The following is a 17007-nucleotide window of genomic DNA, read 5'->3' on the forward strand; positions in this document are numbered from 1 at the left end:
AGTTGTTTATTTTCATTCAATGGGAACGATACCATTTTTGTGACCCTTTTTTAGTACCACCTTGGAAAATTATGGGTGAGTAGAACCCCGTTCAATCAGGGTAGGTGAAAAACTCAGCTCTGTTGGCATTGAAGATGCGTGGGGCGCAATGCGATGCATCAAGCATTGAACAGCCGTTTTGCCAATGGTGTCGGTAGGTTGAGCAAGCGTGGTAATACCCGGAGGAACCAAGGCGCACCAATCGAGTTCATCAATCCCCATCAAGCCTACCTCGCCAAGTGGTAAGCCCAATTGCTGAAACAGGCGGGTCACTATTAATGTGGCATTGCCGTTACCACATAAGACGGCACAAGCTGATGGTTGGTGGGTGGCTAAAAAGCTGCTTAGCGCTTGAAGCGTTGCAGCGCTATCTGAATTAGCAAGCAGTGAGGTTGCGTATGCCAGCCCGTGCTGCTTGGCAGCGTGGCAAAAGCGGGCCAAGCGTTTTTGTCGGGTGCTTGACTGCTCGGGAGCTTCGCTGACATACAGCACGGCCTGGTAGCCTTGATCGGCTAAGTGTTCGAGCGCCATATCAATCGCCAGGTGATTATCGAGCCCGACCACTTCCGCCGCCACATGGTCGACTTCCCGATCTAGCAGCACGATAGGGGTTCCCTGGCTGATAAAGGTGTGCAACTGACGTTCGGGGCTGCCGGAGGCATTCACCACCAGCCCTTCGACTTGGTACGCACCAAGGAGGTCTAGGTGCTGGTGCTCCTGTTTCGGGTCATTGTCGGTATTACACACCACCAGCGAGTAGCCGTATTGGCGGCACGCTTGCTCGACACCATGGGTGATGGCTACGGAAAATGGGTTGCGAATATCGGCAACCAACATGCCGATCAATTTAGAGCGGCCCCCTTTTAGCCCGCGTGCCATTTGATTCGGCTGGTAGCCAAGGGTACCTGCCGCATGCGCGATTCGCGCCTGAAGAGAGGGCGAGAGCCGGTCTCGCTCTTCGCCAAAATAGCGCGATACGCTGGTTTTAGAGGCACCCGCGAGGCGGGCTACTTCAATAATGGTGGAACGGCGGGAGATCGAAGACATAAACCACTTAAGGTAATGGTATCGGTTCCATTTTGAGCAATCCTATATGGCTTAGCAACGACTTTTGAGAATAGTTGTCGTTGAGCACGGTTAAGCCTCGCTATGCTTTTTTCATGCTCACATTGTAATCGCTTGGATTAACCGTGCCTTCTAGTCGACCTATCTGGTTAAAATCGTTACTAAACAGCACTGTATCGATGGAAGTGTCCTTAAAAGCCAAATTTTTAACAACGTCTACTTTGCAAGGCATGCCCTTTGCATCTACATCCACAATCCAGGCTAGAAAACCGTTTGAAAACCTAGCCAGGCTACCAATAGGGTAAAGGCCAAAATGTTGGATATACTCAACCAACAATGACTTTTCATACGTTTCAGGGCGGCTGTTGACCCACCGGTAAGCATCCAGGGGTTGTTGTGGGTGCTGTCCATTGCGTTCATGGGTCAGTTTGTTGATTATTTTGATAACACTCATTAAACGAACAATTTCTGACAACGCCTCGGCTTGAATTCCCTTGGGGTAGCCACTGCCATCGAGCCGTTCGTTTGCATTGAGGATAATGTCGCTGCACTTTGGGCTGGGTGTCCAGTCAAGAGCCGACAGTTTTTTGCTAAGGGCATCTACATGCTGCTTGAGTATCTCTGCGTGTGACGGCGACATGTGGATTTTCAGCGAGGGCAACTGTTCACTAATGAGCAGTGGTTTGCCCATGGTATGAAGTAAAGCGCCCGCTACTGCTTCCCGCGTTTTGTAGGCGTAGGGATCGCGGCTAATCAGCATCATGGCGAGTTGGCTGCCCACTTGAATGGCGTGGCGTACCCACTCCGGCTCATCGTGCAAATACGTCAGGGCATACTGTAGGGCTTTGCGGTCATGGTTGACCATGTACAGGATGCTATCCGCACACTCATATAAAATTTCTGCTGGAAATAAATGTTTATTTTTCATAAACATCAACATGATTTGGAGCTGCTGGGCTATTTCGAGGACGCCTCTCAGTAAGGGGGTATGTTGCGTACTGACTACCTGGTCATGCTCTTCTTGACGCTGCATTTTTTTCTCTTTCGCATCGGCTATAAACAGTTTTGATCTTGCCCGCGCGTTATGTTGAGTGCCCGAGCGTAAAGCGGCCTCGAATTCAGCTTCAGCAACGTAATGGAATAGCGTTTCCGTGGAGGTGGGACTCATATCGATGAACTCTATACCAACGGCGGCATGGCCATGATTGCCAAAAGGGCGCATATGACGTATGCGCCCTTGAGTATTAAATGCCTCTCCATTTGGAAATTTTAGCGTTACGCCTGGAAGTATCTGATCGACAGACAGCGCAATGCTATCTTCGAGGCGCACATCCACCATACAGCCGCCCACTGAAAGGTTGCGCACTTTACCTTCTATATTAAGTTCATGGGCAAACACTTCCAGGTAAACGCGAGCCTGCATGCCAAGGACAAAAGGGACTCTTAACGCACCACGGTTATCGGAGGAAAAGATCGAGTGGGGGAGTTGGCACGTTAGGTGGTAAGTGTCGGGGTCTATTTGAATAATATGAGCAGGAACGTGCTCGATATTATAAATTTCTTCAGCATCATACCCATGCCGTGAAGCTTCTATATCAAACGATATGGTGTCGTTATTTAGGTAAGGAGAGAGCGAAAGACCCGCGTACTTTATCTCTAACGTGATTTTTCTATTATCGGGCTCAACTTTAATAGCTGTCGCCGCTATGGATTGCGCAGCTTCCTTAGAAAAAATCGTAATGGTGTGGTCTTTATCGAACAACGATTTCATTATTTGGCTGGTAGTATTGTGAATAGTCGTATCGATAAGCATGCAAATTCCACCCTTTGTATTGTTTTTGTAAAGCTAGGTGACTTTGGTTGTCTTTTTTGATCAGCCCCCGTCGGAAATATTAATGAGATACCTGCTAATAACCTTCTAGTTGATTAGCTAGTATTCCGAAAGCATTTGCAAACCTATATCAATAGATTTTTTTATCAGTAATCGTTTTTTGATAGTTTTTTGTTTTGTAGTGGATTGCAATGACACCAGCCAGGGTGACATTGAAAGCCAGTTTCGAGCAAATAAGGTAACTACCCGCCTTAAATGTTGGTACGACAGCGCATATGCTGGAGTGATGATGGGAGCGATATGCATGCTCTCTGCTAGGTTGAGGAAAATATAAGGCTACTATCATGCACCTTGACGAGTACCAGCAGTATGACGCGATGGGCTTAGCCGAGCTAATCCGTTGCCGTGAAGTCAGTCGGGAGGAGGTGCTTGAAGCGGCCCTAACGGCTATTGAGAAGCTTAATCCTTCATTAAATGCTTTGGTAAGAACGCGTTACGAGCGTGCCAGACAAGAGAGTCAAAAACTTCCGACTGATACTCTATTCGGCGGAGTGCCCACCTTAAGTAAAGATCTGTTGATGGGCCTAGCCGGTGAGCCACTGGCCTTTGGAAGCGCATCTCTATCCCTGTGGTGCCCCAAGGAAGATGCGTTACTGATTCAGCGTGCAAGAGCCGCTGGCTTGGTCATCGTAGGGCAGACAGCCACACCTGAACTTGGTTTGATGGGGATTACTGAGCCGAAAGCTTATCCGCACCCCCAAAACCCTTGGCGGGCTGGGTACTCGCCTGGAGGCTCCAGTGGTGGGGCCGCGTCAGCAGTGGCGGGGGGAATCGTACCCATGGCCCTCGCCGGGGATGGTGGAGGCTCTATTCGTATTCCTGCCAGCTATTGTGGGCTCTTTGGTTTTAAGCCTTCGCGGGGCCGGGTTCCCCTCGCGCCTGCTCATGGTGAGGTATGGCAAGGTGCGGTCATTGAGCATGCCGTGACGCGTAGCGTTCGCGATAGCGCCGCCCTCCTTGAACACACCAACGGTATGGCGGCGTCGGGGCCCTATCCGGTGCTGAAGGAAACCGGCTATGTGGCCGCGTTGTCGGTTCAGTCTCCGCCGTTGCGCATTGCCTTCTCGCTGGGTGAGCCGTTAAGCCGAGGCTTGGGAACGACGTTAAGCTGTGAGGTTCGCTTGGCGGTTGAGAAGGCGGCTACGGCGCTGGCAGCGATGGGACACGAGGTCGAGTGGTGTGACCCGCCCGTTGATGGAGAGGCGCTCGCCGATAGTTATCTCACCCTCTATTTGGGCCATTTGGCCGCGGATCTTACCTGGGTGAGTCAGCAAACCGGGGTACCTGTCCACAAGCTCGATATTGAGCCCTCAACCCGTGCCATTGGTCGGTTAGGCACAAAGCTTTCCGCACGGGATTACGAATTGGCTAAACGCTATTGGCATATGGCAGCCGAGCAGATGAGTCGGTTTCATCAGCGCTATGACGTCCTGATCATGCCAGTCGCCGCAGACTCAGCTCCAAAAATTGGCGAGCTTTACCCGTCAGTAGCGCGAGAGCGGATGATGGGCCTGTTGGCGATTCCGGGGTTGCCATCTCTGGCGTTGAAGGCGGGTATGCTGAAACGTTTGGCGGTAGACGCCCTCAGCCGAACGCCGTATACCCAGCTAGCCAACCTCACTGGGCAACCTGCCATGTCAGTGCCTATGCATGTAGCGGCCAACGGTTTGCCGGTTGGCGTTCAGGTGGTGGGCCGCCTTGGTGAGGATAAACAGCTGCTTCAGCTTGCTGCTGCCATGGAGCAGAATGAGACCTGGCAACACTTCTCCCCCCAGCAGGCGTTTCGCGCCCAAGCAGGGTAAACTACGCCGCTTTGATGCGACGCTTGGTCTTATGCATGCACCCCAACGATAAATTAATCAATGCCGAATTTAAAAGCTATCAATTAACCCAGGCTGGGGATCGCTATTTTGATGGTTTAGCCGATAAGTTTTCGCGTTCGCTCTATCAAGCGCCGCGTGGCGAGCTGCGTTTAGCCATGCTGGACTATCTGTTGCCGCAAATGCTCACTTTGAGCCACCAGAAAGTACTCGATGTCGGTGGTGGTCTGGGCCAGCAAGCGGCATGGTTTGCTGAGCGTGGGCACCGGGTAACGATGGCTGAGCCTTCAGCGGATATGCTGAACTACGCAAAAACCTGGCACCGAGACGCTAAGACATTGCCGGAAGAGGCCATCACTTACCTGCAGGCGCCGCTGCAACAGTTAACCCAGCATGTCCCAGGCTCATGGCCGCTGATTACCTGCCATGCCGTGTTGGAGTGGTTAGGTGACCCGCAAGCGGCGCTGGCTACCTTGAGTGATTTATTGGCACCGGGTGGTCAGCTTAGCTTGATGGTGTTTAACCGCGATGCGCTGCGCTTTTCCAATGTGGTCAAAGGCAATCTTGAGAAGGCGTTGAGCGACCGCTTGGCGGGGAAGGGCAAGCGCCAACGGCTGACGCCTATTTCGCCGGTTAGTCATGCCGAGATTGAGCAGTGGAGCGCGGATAACGGCTTAGTGATAGACGCCGTTGCCGGTATCCGCGTCTTTCAAGACTACTTGCGTCACTCTCCCGCCACGCCCGCAGAAACGGAAACGCTGCTGGCACTGGAGAAACAGTACTGCCGCTATGACCCCCACTGGCGGCTGGGCCGCTACCTGCTTTATACCCTAATTAAACCGGAGATCGTTGAATGAGTGCCCAAGCCCCAGCGTGCCAGCTGTTAGAGCGTCAAAAAGATAACTATGCTGCGCTGTGGGCCATTGGCCCGCCAGTCGATAGCTGGCTGATTGATCAATCGACGGGGGTGGTCAGTGGCGATTTTGACGCACTGCGTGAGTGGCAGGCGAAAGGCAAGCAGGCCCGAACGCCTTTTGACTTAGCCGCGGGCGAGCCCTTTGGCAAAGAGATTGTGCTGTTTTGGCCGAAGGCGCACCAGTTAGGTATATGGTGGCTCAAGTGGTTATGCGAGCAGCTGCCTGAAGGGACAGCCATTGAAATTGTCGGTGAACACCAAGGTGGCATCAAACGCGTTCCTAAGATGCTTGATGAGTTGGGTATGCCTTGGGATAAACGCGACAACGCGCGGCGCTGCTCTTTATTCGCTACGCGTACTGTTACATTGGATTCCTCCAGCGACAGCGCTTGGCAAACGTTTGAGACGTTAGGTTTAATATTACTTAGCCACCCAGGCGTATTTGGCCACGGCAAAGTGGATGAAGGCACGCTGTTACTGTTGGAGAGCTTGGAAAGTAGCTTGCCGAAAAAACCGCTCAAGGTGCTGGATATGGGCTGTGGTGACGGCATCATTAGTGCCTGGCTGGCCCAGCGCGGCCACCATGTGACCGCTGTAGACGTCAGTGCCTTTGCGGTAGAGGCGTGCAAGCGCACTTTGGCAGCAAATGGACTAGAGGGACGGGTGTTCAGCAGCGATGTATTCAGCGCGCTTGAAGGCGAGCAGTTTGACTGGATCGTTAGCAACCCGCCTTTTCATAAAGAGCGCGACATCAGCTATGGCCCCAGCCAGCGTTTGATCAGCGCGGCGCCAGAGCATCTCAACGTGGGAGGGCGGTTGATCCTGGTAGCCAATGGCTTTTTGCCCTATCCAGACCACTTGCAGCGCGCGTTTCAGGATTTCCAGACCCTGGCGGATAACCGCCGCTTCAAGGTTTACGGTGCGATTAAGTCGGGGCGTTAGAGCTAACGCATAGATATTTACTCAAACTTGCCACAATCAGCTGCCGACGACCGTACCTTTAAGGACTATGATGCAAATAAGTAGTCGTTAATTTAACGGTAGTGAGCGGGAGTGACGGAGATGGCGGGAAGTACTCGAAATACGGTGGTATTGGGCAGCGCTGTTCTGCTGGGTGGGCTGCTGGCGCTGGGGTTGGTATGGAGCGGTAGCTATATCAAAGGCGCTGCGGAAGTGTGGCAGCAGTCGTCACGAAGCGTCACGGTACGCGGCTTAGCCGAGCGAGAAGTGCCAGCGGATTTGGTGCTGTGGCCGTTCAACTACAGCGTCAGCGCCAATAGCTTGAGCGACCTTGAGCAGCAGTTAACCAACGACGAGCAGGCAATTCGCAATTTCCTGGAGGCGCAAGGGTTTGCCTCGGAGCATGTTAGTTCCACTCCGCCGCGGATTACCGACCAGTTTAGCAATCAGTACGGTGGCCAGCGCCCGGATGAGCGCTACCGCGCGGAAGCGACGCTGCTGCTGCGCTCCCCGGATGTTGAGGGTGTCATCGAGGCGATTCCCAATGCGACCTCTCTGGTGCGAGAGGGGGTACTGCTCTCGCCCAGCTACGAATACCGCACGGAGTTTCTCTTTACCGGGCTTGACGCGATCAAACCTGAAATGATTGCGGCGGCCACGGCAGATGCGCGTAACGCAGCCCAGCAGTTTGCTGAAGATTCCGGTAGCCAGGTGGGCCAGATTCGTCAGGCGACCCAGGGCTACTTTTCCATCGAGGATTTGGACAGCTACACGCCGCAAACCAAACGTGTTCGTGTTGTCACCACCGTGGACTACGCCTTACAAGATTAGCTCTTCCAGGGCTAGGCGGTGTAATCAATGTTGGTAATGGTATAAAACGTATCACCGTTAGGCGTGAGCACTTTTGCTTCATCACCCACCTGTTTGCCGAGCAGTGCTTTGGCCATGGGGGCATCGATACTGATCCAGCGCTTTTTGGTGTCGATTTCGTCGTGGCCAACGATTCTGAGGTGCACCTCACCGCCATTTTCATCCTCAAGGCTGACATAGGCGCCGAAGAAAACTTTACTGGTGTCGGCGGGAAGGCGATCAACGATTTGCAATTCATCCAAACGTTTTGTCAGGTAAGTGATGCGGGCGATAACGCGGTTCAGCTCTTTTTTGTTATAGGTGTAGTCGGCGTTTTCACTGCGGTCGCCCTGGGCTGCTGCTTCGCCGACCTTGGCAGAAATAGCCGGACGTTTGACCCGCGACAGGTGATCCAAAATAGCGCGCAAGCGAGCCGCCCCTTCTGGGGTAATCAGATTGCTCTTAGGGGCTTGACGCGGATCTTTGGCTGGATCACGCCAGCGGGTCATGTTGCGGCCTTTCATTTACCTATTCCCCTTATGTTTCGAGCTATCTACCTTACGTTAATTGCGCGAAGCAACCAAGCAGCATGCTAGTGGTAAATCATTCAAACGTTCGTTACATTTTTTGCTATATTGAGCGAGAGGCCCGCTATGGGTAGGTCTCATGAACGGTTTCAGCAGGACAACAATAATTTAGGAGTAACTATGCGCAGTCTCTCTTTTTCAATTAACGCTTTACCACGCTCATTCATCGCCGCCGTCATTGGCAGCGCGTTGATGTTGTCACCGCTTACCGCTTCTGCGTTTGAAGGTGAGCTCTTCTCGCTTAAAAACAGATGGGAGCATACCGTGACGGAACTCCCCGCCAACGAGCGGGAGCGCACGTTAAAGGCGTTGGCAGGTGAGGCGGAGCAGTTGGCCGAGCAGCACAGTGATGAAGCTGACGTACTTGTCTGGCAGGGGATTATTCTGGCTTCTTATGCCCGGGAGCGTGGCGGTTTAGGCGCGTTAGGCATCGCAGGCGATGCGCGTGATGCTTTAGAAAAGGCGATTGAACTTGACCCCCAAGGGTTGAATGGCTCTGCCTATGTGACGCTCGGTGCTCTATATGACCGCGCACCGGGGCGACCACTCGGTTTTGGCAATAGTGATACCGCTGAGCGCATGTTCCAGCGTGCCCTGGAAATCCGCCCAGACGGTATTGATGTGAATTACTACTATGCCGCCTTCCTGAAAGAAGAGGGCAACGAGCAGGCCGCTCGCGAGCACGCCCAGCGTGCGGTTAACGGTACTGCCCGTGACAACCGGCAAGTCTCCGATGAAGCGCTACGTCGTGATGCCGAGGCGCTACTTAATCAGCTGTAATCCCTCCGCTGAATTGGCATTCCCGGTGGCAAGCATTGATAATAGCGCGATTATCACCACTGGGAGTGCCTTATGGCGTCCAACTCCAAGAACGAATCTGTTCAGAATACCCCTTTTCAGAACTCCCCTTTTAAAAACACGGCGCTTAGTGTTCCTGACTTCAAGCGCGATGATGTTGAGCTGCTGAAACGGGAAACGCTCCACCAGGGGTTCTTCCGCCTGGAAGCCTTGGAGCTTCGCCATCGGCTGTTTGAAGGCGGCTGGAGCGAACCCATGCGTCGCGAAGTGCACAATCGCTTTGATGCGGTGGGGGTACTGCTCTACGACCCTGAGCGTGATGCGCTGGTACTTATTGAGCAGTTTCGTGCCGGCGCCATTGATGACGCCGCCTCTCCCTGGAAACTCGAACTCGTAGCCGGTTTGGCAGAAAAAGGTGAATCGCTGGAGGATGTGGCGCGTCGGGAGGCGTGGGAAGAGGCGGGTTGCAAAGTAACTGAGCTGACCAAACTTCACACTTATTACCCAAGTCCGGGCGCCTGCAACGAGCAAGTGACACTATTTTGTGGTTTGGTAGATACCTATGGGTTAGGGGGAGTTCATGGCTTGGATGAGGAGCATGAGGATATTCGTGTTCACGTTATGCCGTTTGCCAACGCCTGGGAACTCTTAACACAGGGGCGGCTCGACAACGCCATGTCGTTAATTGGTCTACATTGGCTGAATAGCCAACGAGCCTCACTACGTGCCGCTTCTCAGCGAGCGTTGCCGAAAAGTGAAACGACGAAAAGCGAAACAGACAAGGAGTGAACATGGCGAGAACGGCCTATGTCACCGATTTAAAATCGCTCCAAGGGGAGTGCAGCGCCAACTATCTGCGTTTGGTGCGCCTGGTGGGCGATATGGAGGCCGGCCAGCGTCGTGATATCGCCCTGCGCGGTGATAAACACTATTTCGGTGATCTGCATCTCTATATTCAAGAGCAGGCGCCTTACACCACCATGGTGGATGTTTCTCAGACCGGCCCGCTTGATACAGTGTTGGAGGGGCCGCGCATGCGTGTGCATCTCTATCACGATGTGCGCATGGCGGAAGTCACCGATTTTCAGCGCGAACGCCACTTTAATGGCCGCTACCGCTACCCCAATGCCCGAATGCATCAGCCGGATGAGAAGCTGCAGCTCAACCGCTTCTTAGGTGAATGGCTGGCTCATGGGCTTGCTCATGGTCATACCATCGATGTGCCGGAGATACCCTAATGCGTGTGGTGCAAATTACCGACGCTCATCTCTACGCCGATATCGAAGCGCGTTCCCGAGCGGGAATTCCCTGGCGACAGTTTCAACAGGTATTGAGCGCAGTCGTCGCCGAGAAGCCCGATATCGTGCTGTTTACCGGTGATATTAGCCAGGATGAGTCAGCCGCTTCCTACGCCTTGGCAGTACAGGCGCTGGAGCAGTTGCCTTGCGCTTGGTACTGGCTGCCGGGTAATCACGATCAGCCTGCGTTCATGGCGGCCGAACGGCCGATGGTCGATCAAGTGGACTTGGGGTCGTGGCGCATTCTGCTGCTCAATACCCAGGTAGCGGGCAAGCCTTTTGGGGAACTGGGCAGCGAGCGGCTAGCCAAGCTGGCTGAGCAGTTAGAGGAGGATGACAGGCCCACCCTGATTGCCATGCACCACCCGCCGGTAGATGTGGGCGCGGTGTGGATGGATGCTATTGGCCTACAGGATCGCGATGCATTTTGGCAGCTGCTAAGCCGATACCCGCAGGTCAACATCATCCTGTTTGGTCATACGCACCAAGCTTATGCCGAGCATCATGTTGTAGGCGTAGGTAAAAGCAAAGGTGAGGTGACTGTTGATGTTTATGGCTGCCCGGCGATGGCGGATCAGTTCCTGCCCGGCGCTGAGCAGTTCGCTATTGATGAAGCTTCCCGCCCTGGCTATCGGGTAATTGATTTGGGGTGGAGCGATGCCTTGGGAAGCGAGTGGCAGAGCTGGATTGAGCGCATCGATTAATAGCCTTATCGCACTATTAATCTTCTATAGGTGATTTGGGAATAAAAAGATAGTTATTAATTCTTTTGGGTTATTATCAACTCGGCGTTACCCTACCTCCATTCGAACATACAATATTCTTTAGCTTAAGTGACGAGCTTGTTCTTGTGAGGTAAGGGGCCATGACCCAATTGTCTACTATTTCTTCAAAGGAGCGGTCTTCAGCGACACGCTCTGCCGCGCCACAGCAGGAGGCTTTCAATACCCCTGATGCCGCGCGCTTGACCCACCTCAAACAGTTAGAAGCCGAGTCTATCCACATTATCCGTGAAGTCGCCGCCGAGTTCGCCAACCCGGTGATGATGTACTCCATCGGCAAGGACTCATCGGTCATGCTGCATTTGGCGCGGAAGGCTTTTTATCCTGGTACACCGCCGTTTCCGTTGATGCACGTGGACACCACCTGGAAGTTCCGCGAGATGATCGAGTTCCGCAACCGCATGGCTGAAGAGGCGGGTATGGAGCTGATCGTGCATACCAACGAAGAGGGGCGGGCCGCCAATATCAACCCTTTTGATCACGGCAGCGCCAAGTACACCGATATCATGAAAACCCAAGCGCTCAAGCAGGCGCTGGATAAGTATGGGTTTGATGCCGCTTTTGGTGGTGCGCGTCGGGATGAAGAGGCGTCCCGGGCCAAAGAGCGCGTCTATTCGTTCCGCGATAAGTATCACCGCTGGGATCCCAAGAATCAGCGCCCTGAGCTTTGGAACGTATATAACGCCAAGGTCAATAAAGGTGAATCAATCCGCGTGTTTCCGCTCTCCAACTGGACCGAGCTGGATATTTGGCAGTACATCTATTTAGAGTCGATTCCCATCGTGCCCCTCTACTACTCGGCGAAGCGGCCGATCGTCGAGCGCGACGGTATGCAAATTATGGTCGATGATGACCGACTGCCGCTGGCGCCCGGCGAAGTGCCGGAAATGAAGTCAGTGCGATTTAGGACACTGGGCTGCTATCCGTTGACCGGTGCGGTGGAGTCTGAAGCGGCGACGCTGCCGGAAATTATTCAAGAGATGCTGCTGACCCGAACCAGTGAGCGCAGTGGCCGTGCCATTGACCGCGACCAAGTGGGCTCAATGGAGAAGAAAAAGCGCGAGGGGTACTTTTAATATGTCTCACCAATCCAATTTAATTGCCGACAATATCGAACAGTACCTGCACGAGCACGAAAACAAAGATCTGCTGCGCTTTATTACCTGCGGCAGCGTCGACGACGGCAAATCGACGCTGATTGGCCGCCTGCTTCACGACTCGAAAATGATCTTTGAAGACCAACTGGCAGCGATCACCCAGGCCTCTAAAACCAGCGGCACCACCGGCGATACCGTTGATTTGGCGCTGCTGGTGGATGGTCTGCAATCGGAGCGCGAGCAGGGCATTACCATCGATGTGGCGTACCGCTTTTTCTCCACCGATAAGCGCAAGTTTATTATCGCCGATACGCCAGGGCACGAGCAGTACACCCGCAACATGGCCACTGGTGCTTCAACGGCCAGACTGGCGATTATTTTGATCGATGCCCGCTACGGTGTGCAAACCCAGACCCGCCGTCATAGCTTTATTGCCGACCTGCTGGGTATTCAGCACCTGGTGATTGCGGTTAATAAGATGGATCTGGTGGACTTCTCCGAGCAGCGTTTTAACGAGATCGTCGATGAGTACCGCGCTTTTGCCACTAACCTGCAGGCGCCGGATATTCGCTTTGTGCCGATGTCGGCCCTGAATGGCGACAACGTGGTCAATCGTAGCGAACAGACGCCCTGGTATTTTAGCGACGGTTACCAAGGGAAAACGCTGATCGAGCTATTAGAGAGTGTCGAAATCACCCGCGATCAAAACCTCAGCGATTTGCGCTTACCGGTGCAGTACGTGAACCGCCCGAACCTTGATTTTCGCGGTTACTGCGGCACTTTGGCCGCGGGTGTACTACGCCCTGGTCAAGCCGTTAAAGCACTGCCTTCGGGTAAAACATCCCGGGTTGCACGGGTAGTTACTTTTGATGGCGACCTTGCGGCCGCTTATCCCGGTCAGGCCATCACGGTAACCCTGGAAGATGAGATCGATATCTCCCGTGGCGACTGGCTGGTGGCAGCAGATAGCGAGCTGCCGCTCTCCAACACCTTTAAAGCCGATATTGTCTGGATGCAGGAAGAGGCGTTAACGACGGGTAAGCTCTACGATTTCAAGCTGGCGACCCGCGATCTTTCCGGCCAAGTCAGCGCGATTGATTACCAGATCGACGTCAATACCTTGGAGAAGCATGCGACTCACTCGCTTGGGCTAAATGCGATTGCCCGCTGTGACGTGGAGCTGACCGCTGCTATTCCGGTGGATGATTACCGCACCAGCCCTGGAACCGGCAGCTTTATCATCATTGACCGGTTGACCAACGTGACCGTAGGCGCTGGTATGATCCGCGGCACGGCAAGCGCCCCAGGCAATGCTTCAAACACCACAGATTGGGCCGCCTTTGAGCGTGACTTGAACGCCCTGGTGCGTAAGCATTTCCCTCACTGGGAAGCGAAAGATATCAGTGGATTGCTGGGCAATCAGTTAGGCTAAAAATCGTTGTGATATGCTAAGGGGGCGCTCCAGGCCCCCTCACGGCCTAATGCAGCTAATTAGAGGCATCCGTGAGCATCAATCATCACGATACCGGCTACAAAGAGTTATTCAGCTACCCGGAGTTTGTTCAGCAACTGATTGAGGGCTTTGCGCCTGACGAGCTTGCCGCCTTAATGGATTTCTCCACGTTGAAGAACCACAGCGGCAATTACATTACGCCGCTGTTTGAGGAAAAGTTCGAGGATGTGGTGTGGTCGGTCAGTGTCACTTGGGAAGGTGTGACGCAGGAAGTATTTCTTTATATTCTGCTGGAGTTCCAGTCCACAGTGGATCGCTCCATACCGATTCGTTTGATGCATTACGTTGCTTGCTTCTACGATCATCTGCTTAAACAAAAAGCCACCACATTTAGTCAAGGCTTACCACCGATTTTGCCCATTGTGCTCTATAACGGCTCGAAGTCCTGGACAACGCCACCCGATATCTATGACATGATAACGCCAGAACCGCCGGGTTTTCTCCAGGTTTACCAGCCTCGACTACGCTACTATCTAGTTGATGAAGGGCGCTATACTGATGAACAGTTAGGGCTAGTAAGGACGCCGCTCAGTGGGGTGTTTAGTGTTGAGAATGCGGGTGAAAGCTGGGAGGCCTTGCAACAGGCGGTAGATCGCATTGTGGCTATCATTCAAGCAGATCCTAACAAGGAGCGCATTGACCGGATCGTTACCCGCTGGATCAAGCGTCACTTGCAACGGCTTGGGGCTGAGGTCAATCTGGGGCAGCTCAACAGTTTGGTGGAGGATAAGGATATGTTGGCAGAGAACTTAGAGAACCTAGTAAAGAAAGAGCGTCTAGAAGGGCGCCTAGAGGGTTTCGCGGGGCTACTTCGCATGCAACTGGCGTTCAAGTTTGGTGATTTGCCGTCATGGGTGGACACAAAACTCGCAACGGCAACCGACGAACAACTCGGTGAGTGGGGAACCCAGATGCTGACCGCCAGCTCCCTCGATGAACTGTTTAAAGGCTAAGGTTGCGTTATAAAAATGCAATTATGCCAAACACAGCGGCACGCCTCCCAGGCGTGCCGCTGTGTTTAAGGGGCGCAAATATCACTCAGCATTAGGGAAAAATAGCTGCTGATCATCTACCTCAAAATCCGCAATCGCTTGCTGGCCCTGTTCAGAAACCAGCCACTCGTGCCACTGGGCGGCGAGGTCGTGCTTCAAGTGCGGATGACGCTCTGCCGAAAGCAATAGGCTGCCATACTGATTGAATAGCGCTTCATCGCCCTCAAACAGCAAGGTAAGGTCTTGTGGGTTGTCAAAGGCGACCCAAGTGGCGCGGTCGGTAAACGTATAGGCATCCATGCCCGCGGCGGTATTCAGTGTGGGGCCCATACCGCTACCCAGTTCGCGGTACCACTCACCCTGTGGCGTAACCCCGGCATCTTCCCACAAGCGCAATTCCGCGCGGTTTGTGCCGCTATCGTCCCCGCGTGAGGCGAAGGGGGACTCGCTCTCGGCAATGCGCTGCATGGCATCGACAACGGTTTCGCTATCGCGGATGCCCGCTGGATCATCGCTGGGGCCAACAATGACGAAATCGTTGTACATCACATTGAGTCGTTCGGTGGCGTAACCATCGGCCACAAACTGCTCTTCACCGGCGGTGTCGTGAACCAGCAGGCTATCCGCATCGCCACGGCGGCCAATTTCGAACGCTTGACCGGTGCCTACAGCGACCACGCGCACATCAATCCCGGTTTCTTCGCTGAATGCGGGGATGATAGCGTCAAACAAACCTGAGTTTTCGGTCGATGTGGTCGACGCCAGCGTAATGTAGTCATCGGCTGCCATGAGTGTTGCGCTGAATGTAAGTCCCAGTGTTCCTGCAGTGATAAGCGCGGTAGTCTTATTCATGTTCGTACTCCTTGTTGATAGTTTATTTCACGGCCAATTCAGGGCTACCAAACCAGTTCGCCCCGAATAAATGCCCCCGCTTCACGCGAGGTGGGGGCGGTTAAAAAAGCGTGGGCCGAAGTGTGTTCGAGCAGTTCCCCGTTATGCATAAACACAATGTCATCGGCTAGACGGCGTGCTTGGTGCAAATCATGGGTGGTCATGACGATACGAGTACCGCTGTGATGAAACTCCTGTACCGCATCTTCGACGGCCTTGATGGCCGCAGGGTCGAGTGCCGAGGTGGGTTCATCTAAAAACAGTACTTGGGGGTTGAGCAGCCAGGCCCGCGCCAACGCCAAACGCTGTTGCTCGCCGCCGGAAAGCACCCGCGCAGGCCGTTTGGCTAGGTGTGCTAAGCCAAACTTCTCAAGGGCACTCATCGCCTGGGCTTTTCGGGGTAATGTAGTCAGCTCTGGACGTGCTGCTTTGTTGATGGCCAGCACATAGGTGAGATTATCCAGCGCTGAGCGGCGTAGCAGCACCGGGCGCTGAAAAACCATCGCTTGCGCGGGCTGCTCACCTTGCCAGCGGACTGATCCGCTGGTAGGCGTTAATAGGCCATGGGCCAAGCGCATTAGTAGGCTTTTGCCTGCGCCATTCGGCCCCATTATTAGCGTTCGCTGGCAGCCAACCAAGCGTAGTGAGGTAGGTTTGAGCAGCGTATGGCCGCGATGGATGAAGCCCACGCTATCGAGTTCAAGGGGAGCGACGGGGGGCATATGACGTGCGTTCATCCCAGCCGCCTTTTTGCCGTTTCACCAATGATATGGGCGATCGCGTTAATCATGGTGACCAGGGCGAGCAGGATGATCCCCAAACCTAGCGCCATGGGCAGATTGCCCTTGCTGGTTTCCAGCACAATGCTGGTGGTCATCACCCGGGTGACACCATCAATATTGCCGCCCACAATCATTACCGCGCCCACTTCTGCGCTGGCCCGGCCGAAGCCTGCCAGGATCACCGTTAATAGCCCAAAGCGCGCATCCCATAGCAGGGTGGGGATCATACGCAGGCGCGTCAGTCCCAATGAGTTCAATTGTTCGGCATACTCGCCGTGGAGCGCCTCGACCTGCTGGCGGGTAAGGGCGGCGATAATGGGCATTACCAGAATCACCTGAGCGATCACCATCGCCGTGGGGGTAAACAGCAGCCCCCACTCGCCCAGGGGGCCTGCGCGCGAAAGCAACAGGTAGACACAAAGACCAGCCACGACGGGCGGTAAGCCCATTAGAGCATTCAGGGCGACAATCACGACGTTACGTCCAGGAAAGCGCCATAGCGCCAGGGCGGCGCCTAAGGGCAGGGCTATCAGGCTGGCGATCACTACCGCCATCAGCGATACCTGCAGCGAGAGCGTTACAATGGAGATGAGCGCACTATCCATACCCAGGATCAGGGCGAGGGCGGTGCTAAAAGCGTTGTCACTGGTCAGCATTGAACGTCGGCATCATTGTTGTTTGGGAGCTGTTGTTTGAGAATTGGCGTGTAAAAACAATTGCGCAATAA

At 53.9% G+C, this 17007-nt stretch carries 17 protein-coding genes; 11 read left to right on the plus strand and 6 right to left on the minus strand.

From position 1 onward, the window contains the following. Positions 1–69: 69 nt before the first annotated feature. Together JI62_RS01565 and JI62_RS01570 are read right to left on the minus strand one after the other, a co-directional pair. Complete coding sequence (locus JI62_RS01565) at positions 70–1086, minus strand: LacI family DNA-binding transcriptional regulator (RefSeq protein WP_088698482.1); 1017 nt, start codon at positions 1084–1086, stop codon at positions 70–72. 100 nt (positions 1087–1186) lie between these two features. Then, positions 1187–2917 carry an HD domain-containing phosphohydrolase gene (locus tag JI62_RS01570; RefSeq protein WP_088698483.1) on the minus strand — a complete coding sequence of 577 codons (1731 nt, stop codon included), beginning with the start codon at positions 2915–2917 and terminating at the stop codon, positions 1187–1189. Positions 2918–3279: 362 nt separating this feature from the next. On the opposite strand from JI62_RS01570, the gene JI62_RS01575 reads away from it, so the two are divergent. The 4 genes from JI62_RS01575 to JI62_RS01590 all read left to right on the plus strand — a co-directional run bounded on the left by JI62_RS01575 (position 3280) and on the right by JI62_RS01590 (position 7522). Then, positions 3280–4797, plus strand: coding sequence for an amidase (locus JI62_RS01575; RefSeq protein WP_088698484.1), 1518 nt, complete (start codon positions 3280–3282; stop codon positions 4795–4797). 35 nt (positions 4798–4832) lie between these two features. Further along, positions 4833–5672 carry a methyltransferase domain-containing protein gene (locus tag JI62_RS01580; protein WP_088698485.1) on the plus strand — a complete coding sequence of 280 codons (840 nt, stop codon included), beginning with the start codon at positions 4833–4835 and terminating at the stop codon, positions 5670–5672. Beyond that, positions 5669–6673: a methyltransferase gene (locus JI62_RS01585; protein ID WP_088698486.1), complete on the plus strand. Its 1005-nt coding sequence runs from the start codon at positions 5669–5671 to the stop codon at positions 6671–6673. The genes JI62_RS01580 and JI62_RS01585 overlap by 4 nt, the downstream gene beginning before the upstream one ends. Before the next feature lie 120 nt (positions 6674–6793). Next, positions 6794–7522, plus strand: coding sequence for an SIMPL domain-containing protein (locus JI62_RS01590; RefSeq protein ID WP_088698487.1), 729 nt, complete (start codon positions 6794–6796; stop codon positions 7520–7522). 11 nt (positions 7523–7533) lie between these two features. Here JI62_RS01590 and greB read toward each other — a convergent pair whose 3' ends face one another. After that, a complete protein-coding gene (gene greB / locus JI62_RS01595) occupies positions 7534–8064 on the minus strand; it encodes a transcription elongation factor GreB (RefSeq protein ID WP_088698488.1) in 531 nt (176 codons plus the stop codon). 183 nt (positions 8065–8247) lie between these two features. Here greB and JI62_RS01600 point away from each other — a divergent pair, with 183 nt between their 5' ends. From JI62_RS01600 to JI62_RS01630, 7 genes are all read left to right on the plus strand, one after another. Continuing rightward, the gene (locus JI62_RS01600; protein WP_088698489.1) at positions 8248–8907 is read left to right on the plus strand and encodes a hypothetical protein; all 660 of its coding nucleotides are present in this window, start codon (positions 8248–8250) and stop codon (positions 8905–8907) included. Between the two features lie 72 nt (positions 8908–8979). Further along, entirely contained in the window at positions 8980–9714 is a 735-nt protein-coding gene (locus tag JI62_RS01605) for an NUDIX domain-containing protein (RefSeq protein WP_088698490.1), read from the plus strand. A gap of 2 nt (positions 9715–9716) precedes the next feature. Then, positions 9717–10163 carry a DUF1249 domain-containing protein gene (locus tag JI62_RS01610; RefSeq protein WP_088698491.1) on the plus strand — a complete coding sequence of 149 codons (447 nt, stop codon included), beginning with the start codon at positions 9717–9719 and terminating at the stop codon, positions 10161–10163. Beyond that, on the plus strand, positions 10163–10927 hold the full coding sequence (locus tag JI62_RS01615; protein ID WP_088698492.1) for a phosphodiesterase: 765 nt from the start codon (positions 10163–10165) through the stop codon (positions 10925–10927). Before JI62_RS01610 ends, JI62_RS01615 begins: the two co-directional genes overlap by 1 nt. 161 nt (positions 10928–11088) lie before the next feature. Continuing rightward, a complete protein-coding gene (gene cysD / locus JI62_RS01620; RefSeq protein WP_088698493.1) occupies positions 11089–12081 on the plus strand; it encodes a sulfate adenylyltransferase subunit CysD in 993 nt (330 codons plus the stop codon). 1 nt (position 12082) lies between these two features. Further along, positions 12083–13534 (plus strand): sulfate adenylyltransferase subunit CysN, encoded by a 1452-nt coding sequence (gene cysN / locus JI62_RS01625; protein WP_088698494.1) that lies wholly within the window; start codon positions 12083–12085, stop codon positions 13532–13534. 71 nt (positions 13535–13605) lie between these two features. Further along, positions 13606–14568 carry an Rpn family recombination-promoting nuclease/putative transposase gene (locus tag JI62_RS01630; RefSeq protein WP_088698495.1) on the plus strand — a complete coding sequence of 321 codons (963 nt, stop codon included), beginning with the start codon at positions 13606–13608 and terminating at the stop codon, positions 14566–14568. 81 nt (positions 14569–14649) lie between these two features. On the opposite strand, the gene JI62_RS01635 is transcribed toward JI62_RS01630, so the two are convergent. Genes JI62_RS01635 through JI62_RS01645 form a run of 3 tightly spaced genes read right to left on the minus strand, consistent with a single transcriptional unit; the run spans position 14650 to position 16936 of the window. Next, entirely contained in the window at positions 14650–15459 is an 810-nt protein-coding gene (locus JI62_RS01635; RefSeq protein ID WP_088698496.1) for a substrate-binding domain-containing protein, read from the minus strand. Positions 15460–15503: 44 nt separating this feature from the next. Further along, a complete protein-coding gene (locus JI62_RS01640; RefSeq protein ID WP_088698497.1) occupies positions 15504–16235 on the minus strand; it encodes an ATP-binding cassette domain-containing protein in 732 nt (243 codons plus the stop codon). Continuing rightward, positions 16232–16936: an ABC transporter permease gene (locus tag JI62_RS01645; protein WP_088698498.1), complete on the minus strand. Its 705-nt coding sequence runs from the start codon at positions 16934–16936 to the stop codon at positions 16232–16234. The genes JI62_RS01640 and JI62_RS01645 overlap by 4 nt, the downstream gene beginning before the upstream one ends. Positions 16937–17007 lie beyond the last annotated feature (71 nt).

This window comes from Halomonas campaniensis (assembly GCF_002211105.1).
GTDB lineage: Bacteria > Pseudomonadota > Gammaproteobacteria > Pseudomonadales > Halomonadaceae > Vreelandella > Vreelandella campaniensis_A.

Excerpts from the sequence above, each read along its gene's own strand:
- JI62_RS01590 (WP_088698487.1), top strand. The coding sequence starts at position 6,794 with ATGGCGGGAAGTACTCGAAATACGGTGGTATTGGGCAGCGCTGTTCTG.
- JI62_RS01645 (WP_088698498.1), bottom strand. The coding sequence starts at position 16,936 with ATGCTGACCAGTGACAACGCTTTTAGCACCGCCCTCGCCCTGATCCTG.
- JI62_RS01615 (WP_088698492.1), top strand. The coding sequence starts at position 10,163 with ATGCGTGTGGTGCAAATTACCGACGCTCATCTCTACGCCGATATCGAA.
- JI62_RS01575 (WP_088698484.1), top strand. The coding sequence starts at position 3,280 with ATGCACCTTGACGAGTACCAGCAGTATGACGCGATGGGCTTAGCCGAG.
- greB (WP_088698488.1), bottom strand. The coding sequence starts at position 8,064 with ATGAAAGGCCGCAACATGACCCGCTGGCGTGATCCAGCCAAAGATCCG.
- JI62_RS01580 (WP_088698485.1), top strand. The coding sequence starts at position 4,833 with ATGCACCCCAACGATAAATTAATCAATGCCGAATTTAAAAGCTATCAA.
- JI62_RS01585 (WP_088698486.1), top strand. The coding sequence starts at position 5,669 with ATGAGTGCCCAAGCCCCAGCGTGCCAGCTGTTAGAGCGTCAAAAAGAT.
- JI62_RS01640 (WP_088698497.1), bottom strand. The coding sequence starts at position 16,235 with ATGAACGCACGTCATATGCCCCCCGTCGCTCCCCTTGAACTCGATAGC.
- JI62_RS01605 (WP_088698490.1), top strand. The coding sequence starts at position 8,980 with ATGGCGTCCAACTCCAAGAACGAATCTGTTCAGAATACCCCTTTTCAG.
- JI62_RS01635 (WP_088698496.1), bottom strand. The coding sequence starts at position 15,459 with ATGAATAAGACTACCGCGCTTATCACTGCAGGAACACTGGGACTTACA.
- JI62_RS01570 (WP_088698483.1), bottom strand. The coding sequence starts at position 2,917 with ATGCTTATCGATACGACTATTCACAATACTACCAGCCAAATAATGAAA.
- JI62_RS01565 (WP_088698482.1), bottom strand. The coding sequence starts at position 1,086 with ATGTCTTCGATCTCCCGCCGTTCCACCATTATTGAAGTAGCCCGCCTC.
- JI62_RS01610 (WP_088698491.1), top strand. The coding sequence starts at position 9,717 with ATGGCGAGAACGGCCTATGTCACCGATTTAAAATCGCTCCAAGGGGAG.
- cysD (WP_088698493.1), top strand. The coding sequence starts at position 11,089 with ATGACCCAATTGTCTACTATTTCTTCAAAGGAGCGGTCTTCAGCGACA.
- JI62_RS01600 (WP_088698489.1), top strand. The coding sequence starts at position 8,248 with ATGCGCAGTCTCTCTTTTTCAATTAACGCTTTACCACGCTCATTCATC.
- cysN (WP_088698494.1), top strand. The coding sequence starts at position 12,083 with ATGTCTCACCAATCCAATTTAATTGCCGACAATATCGAACAGTACCTG.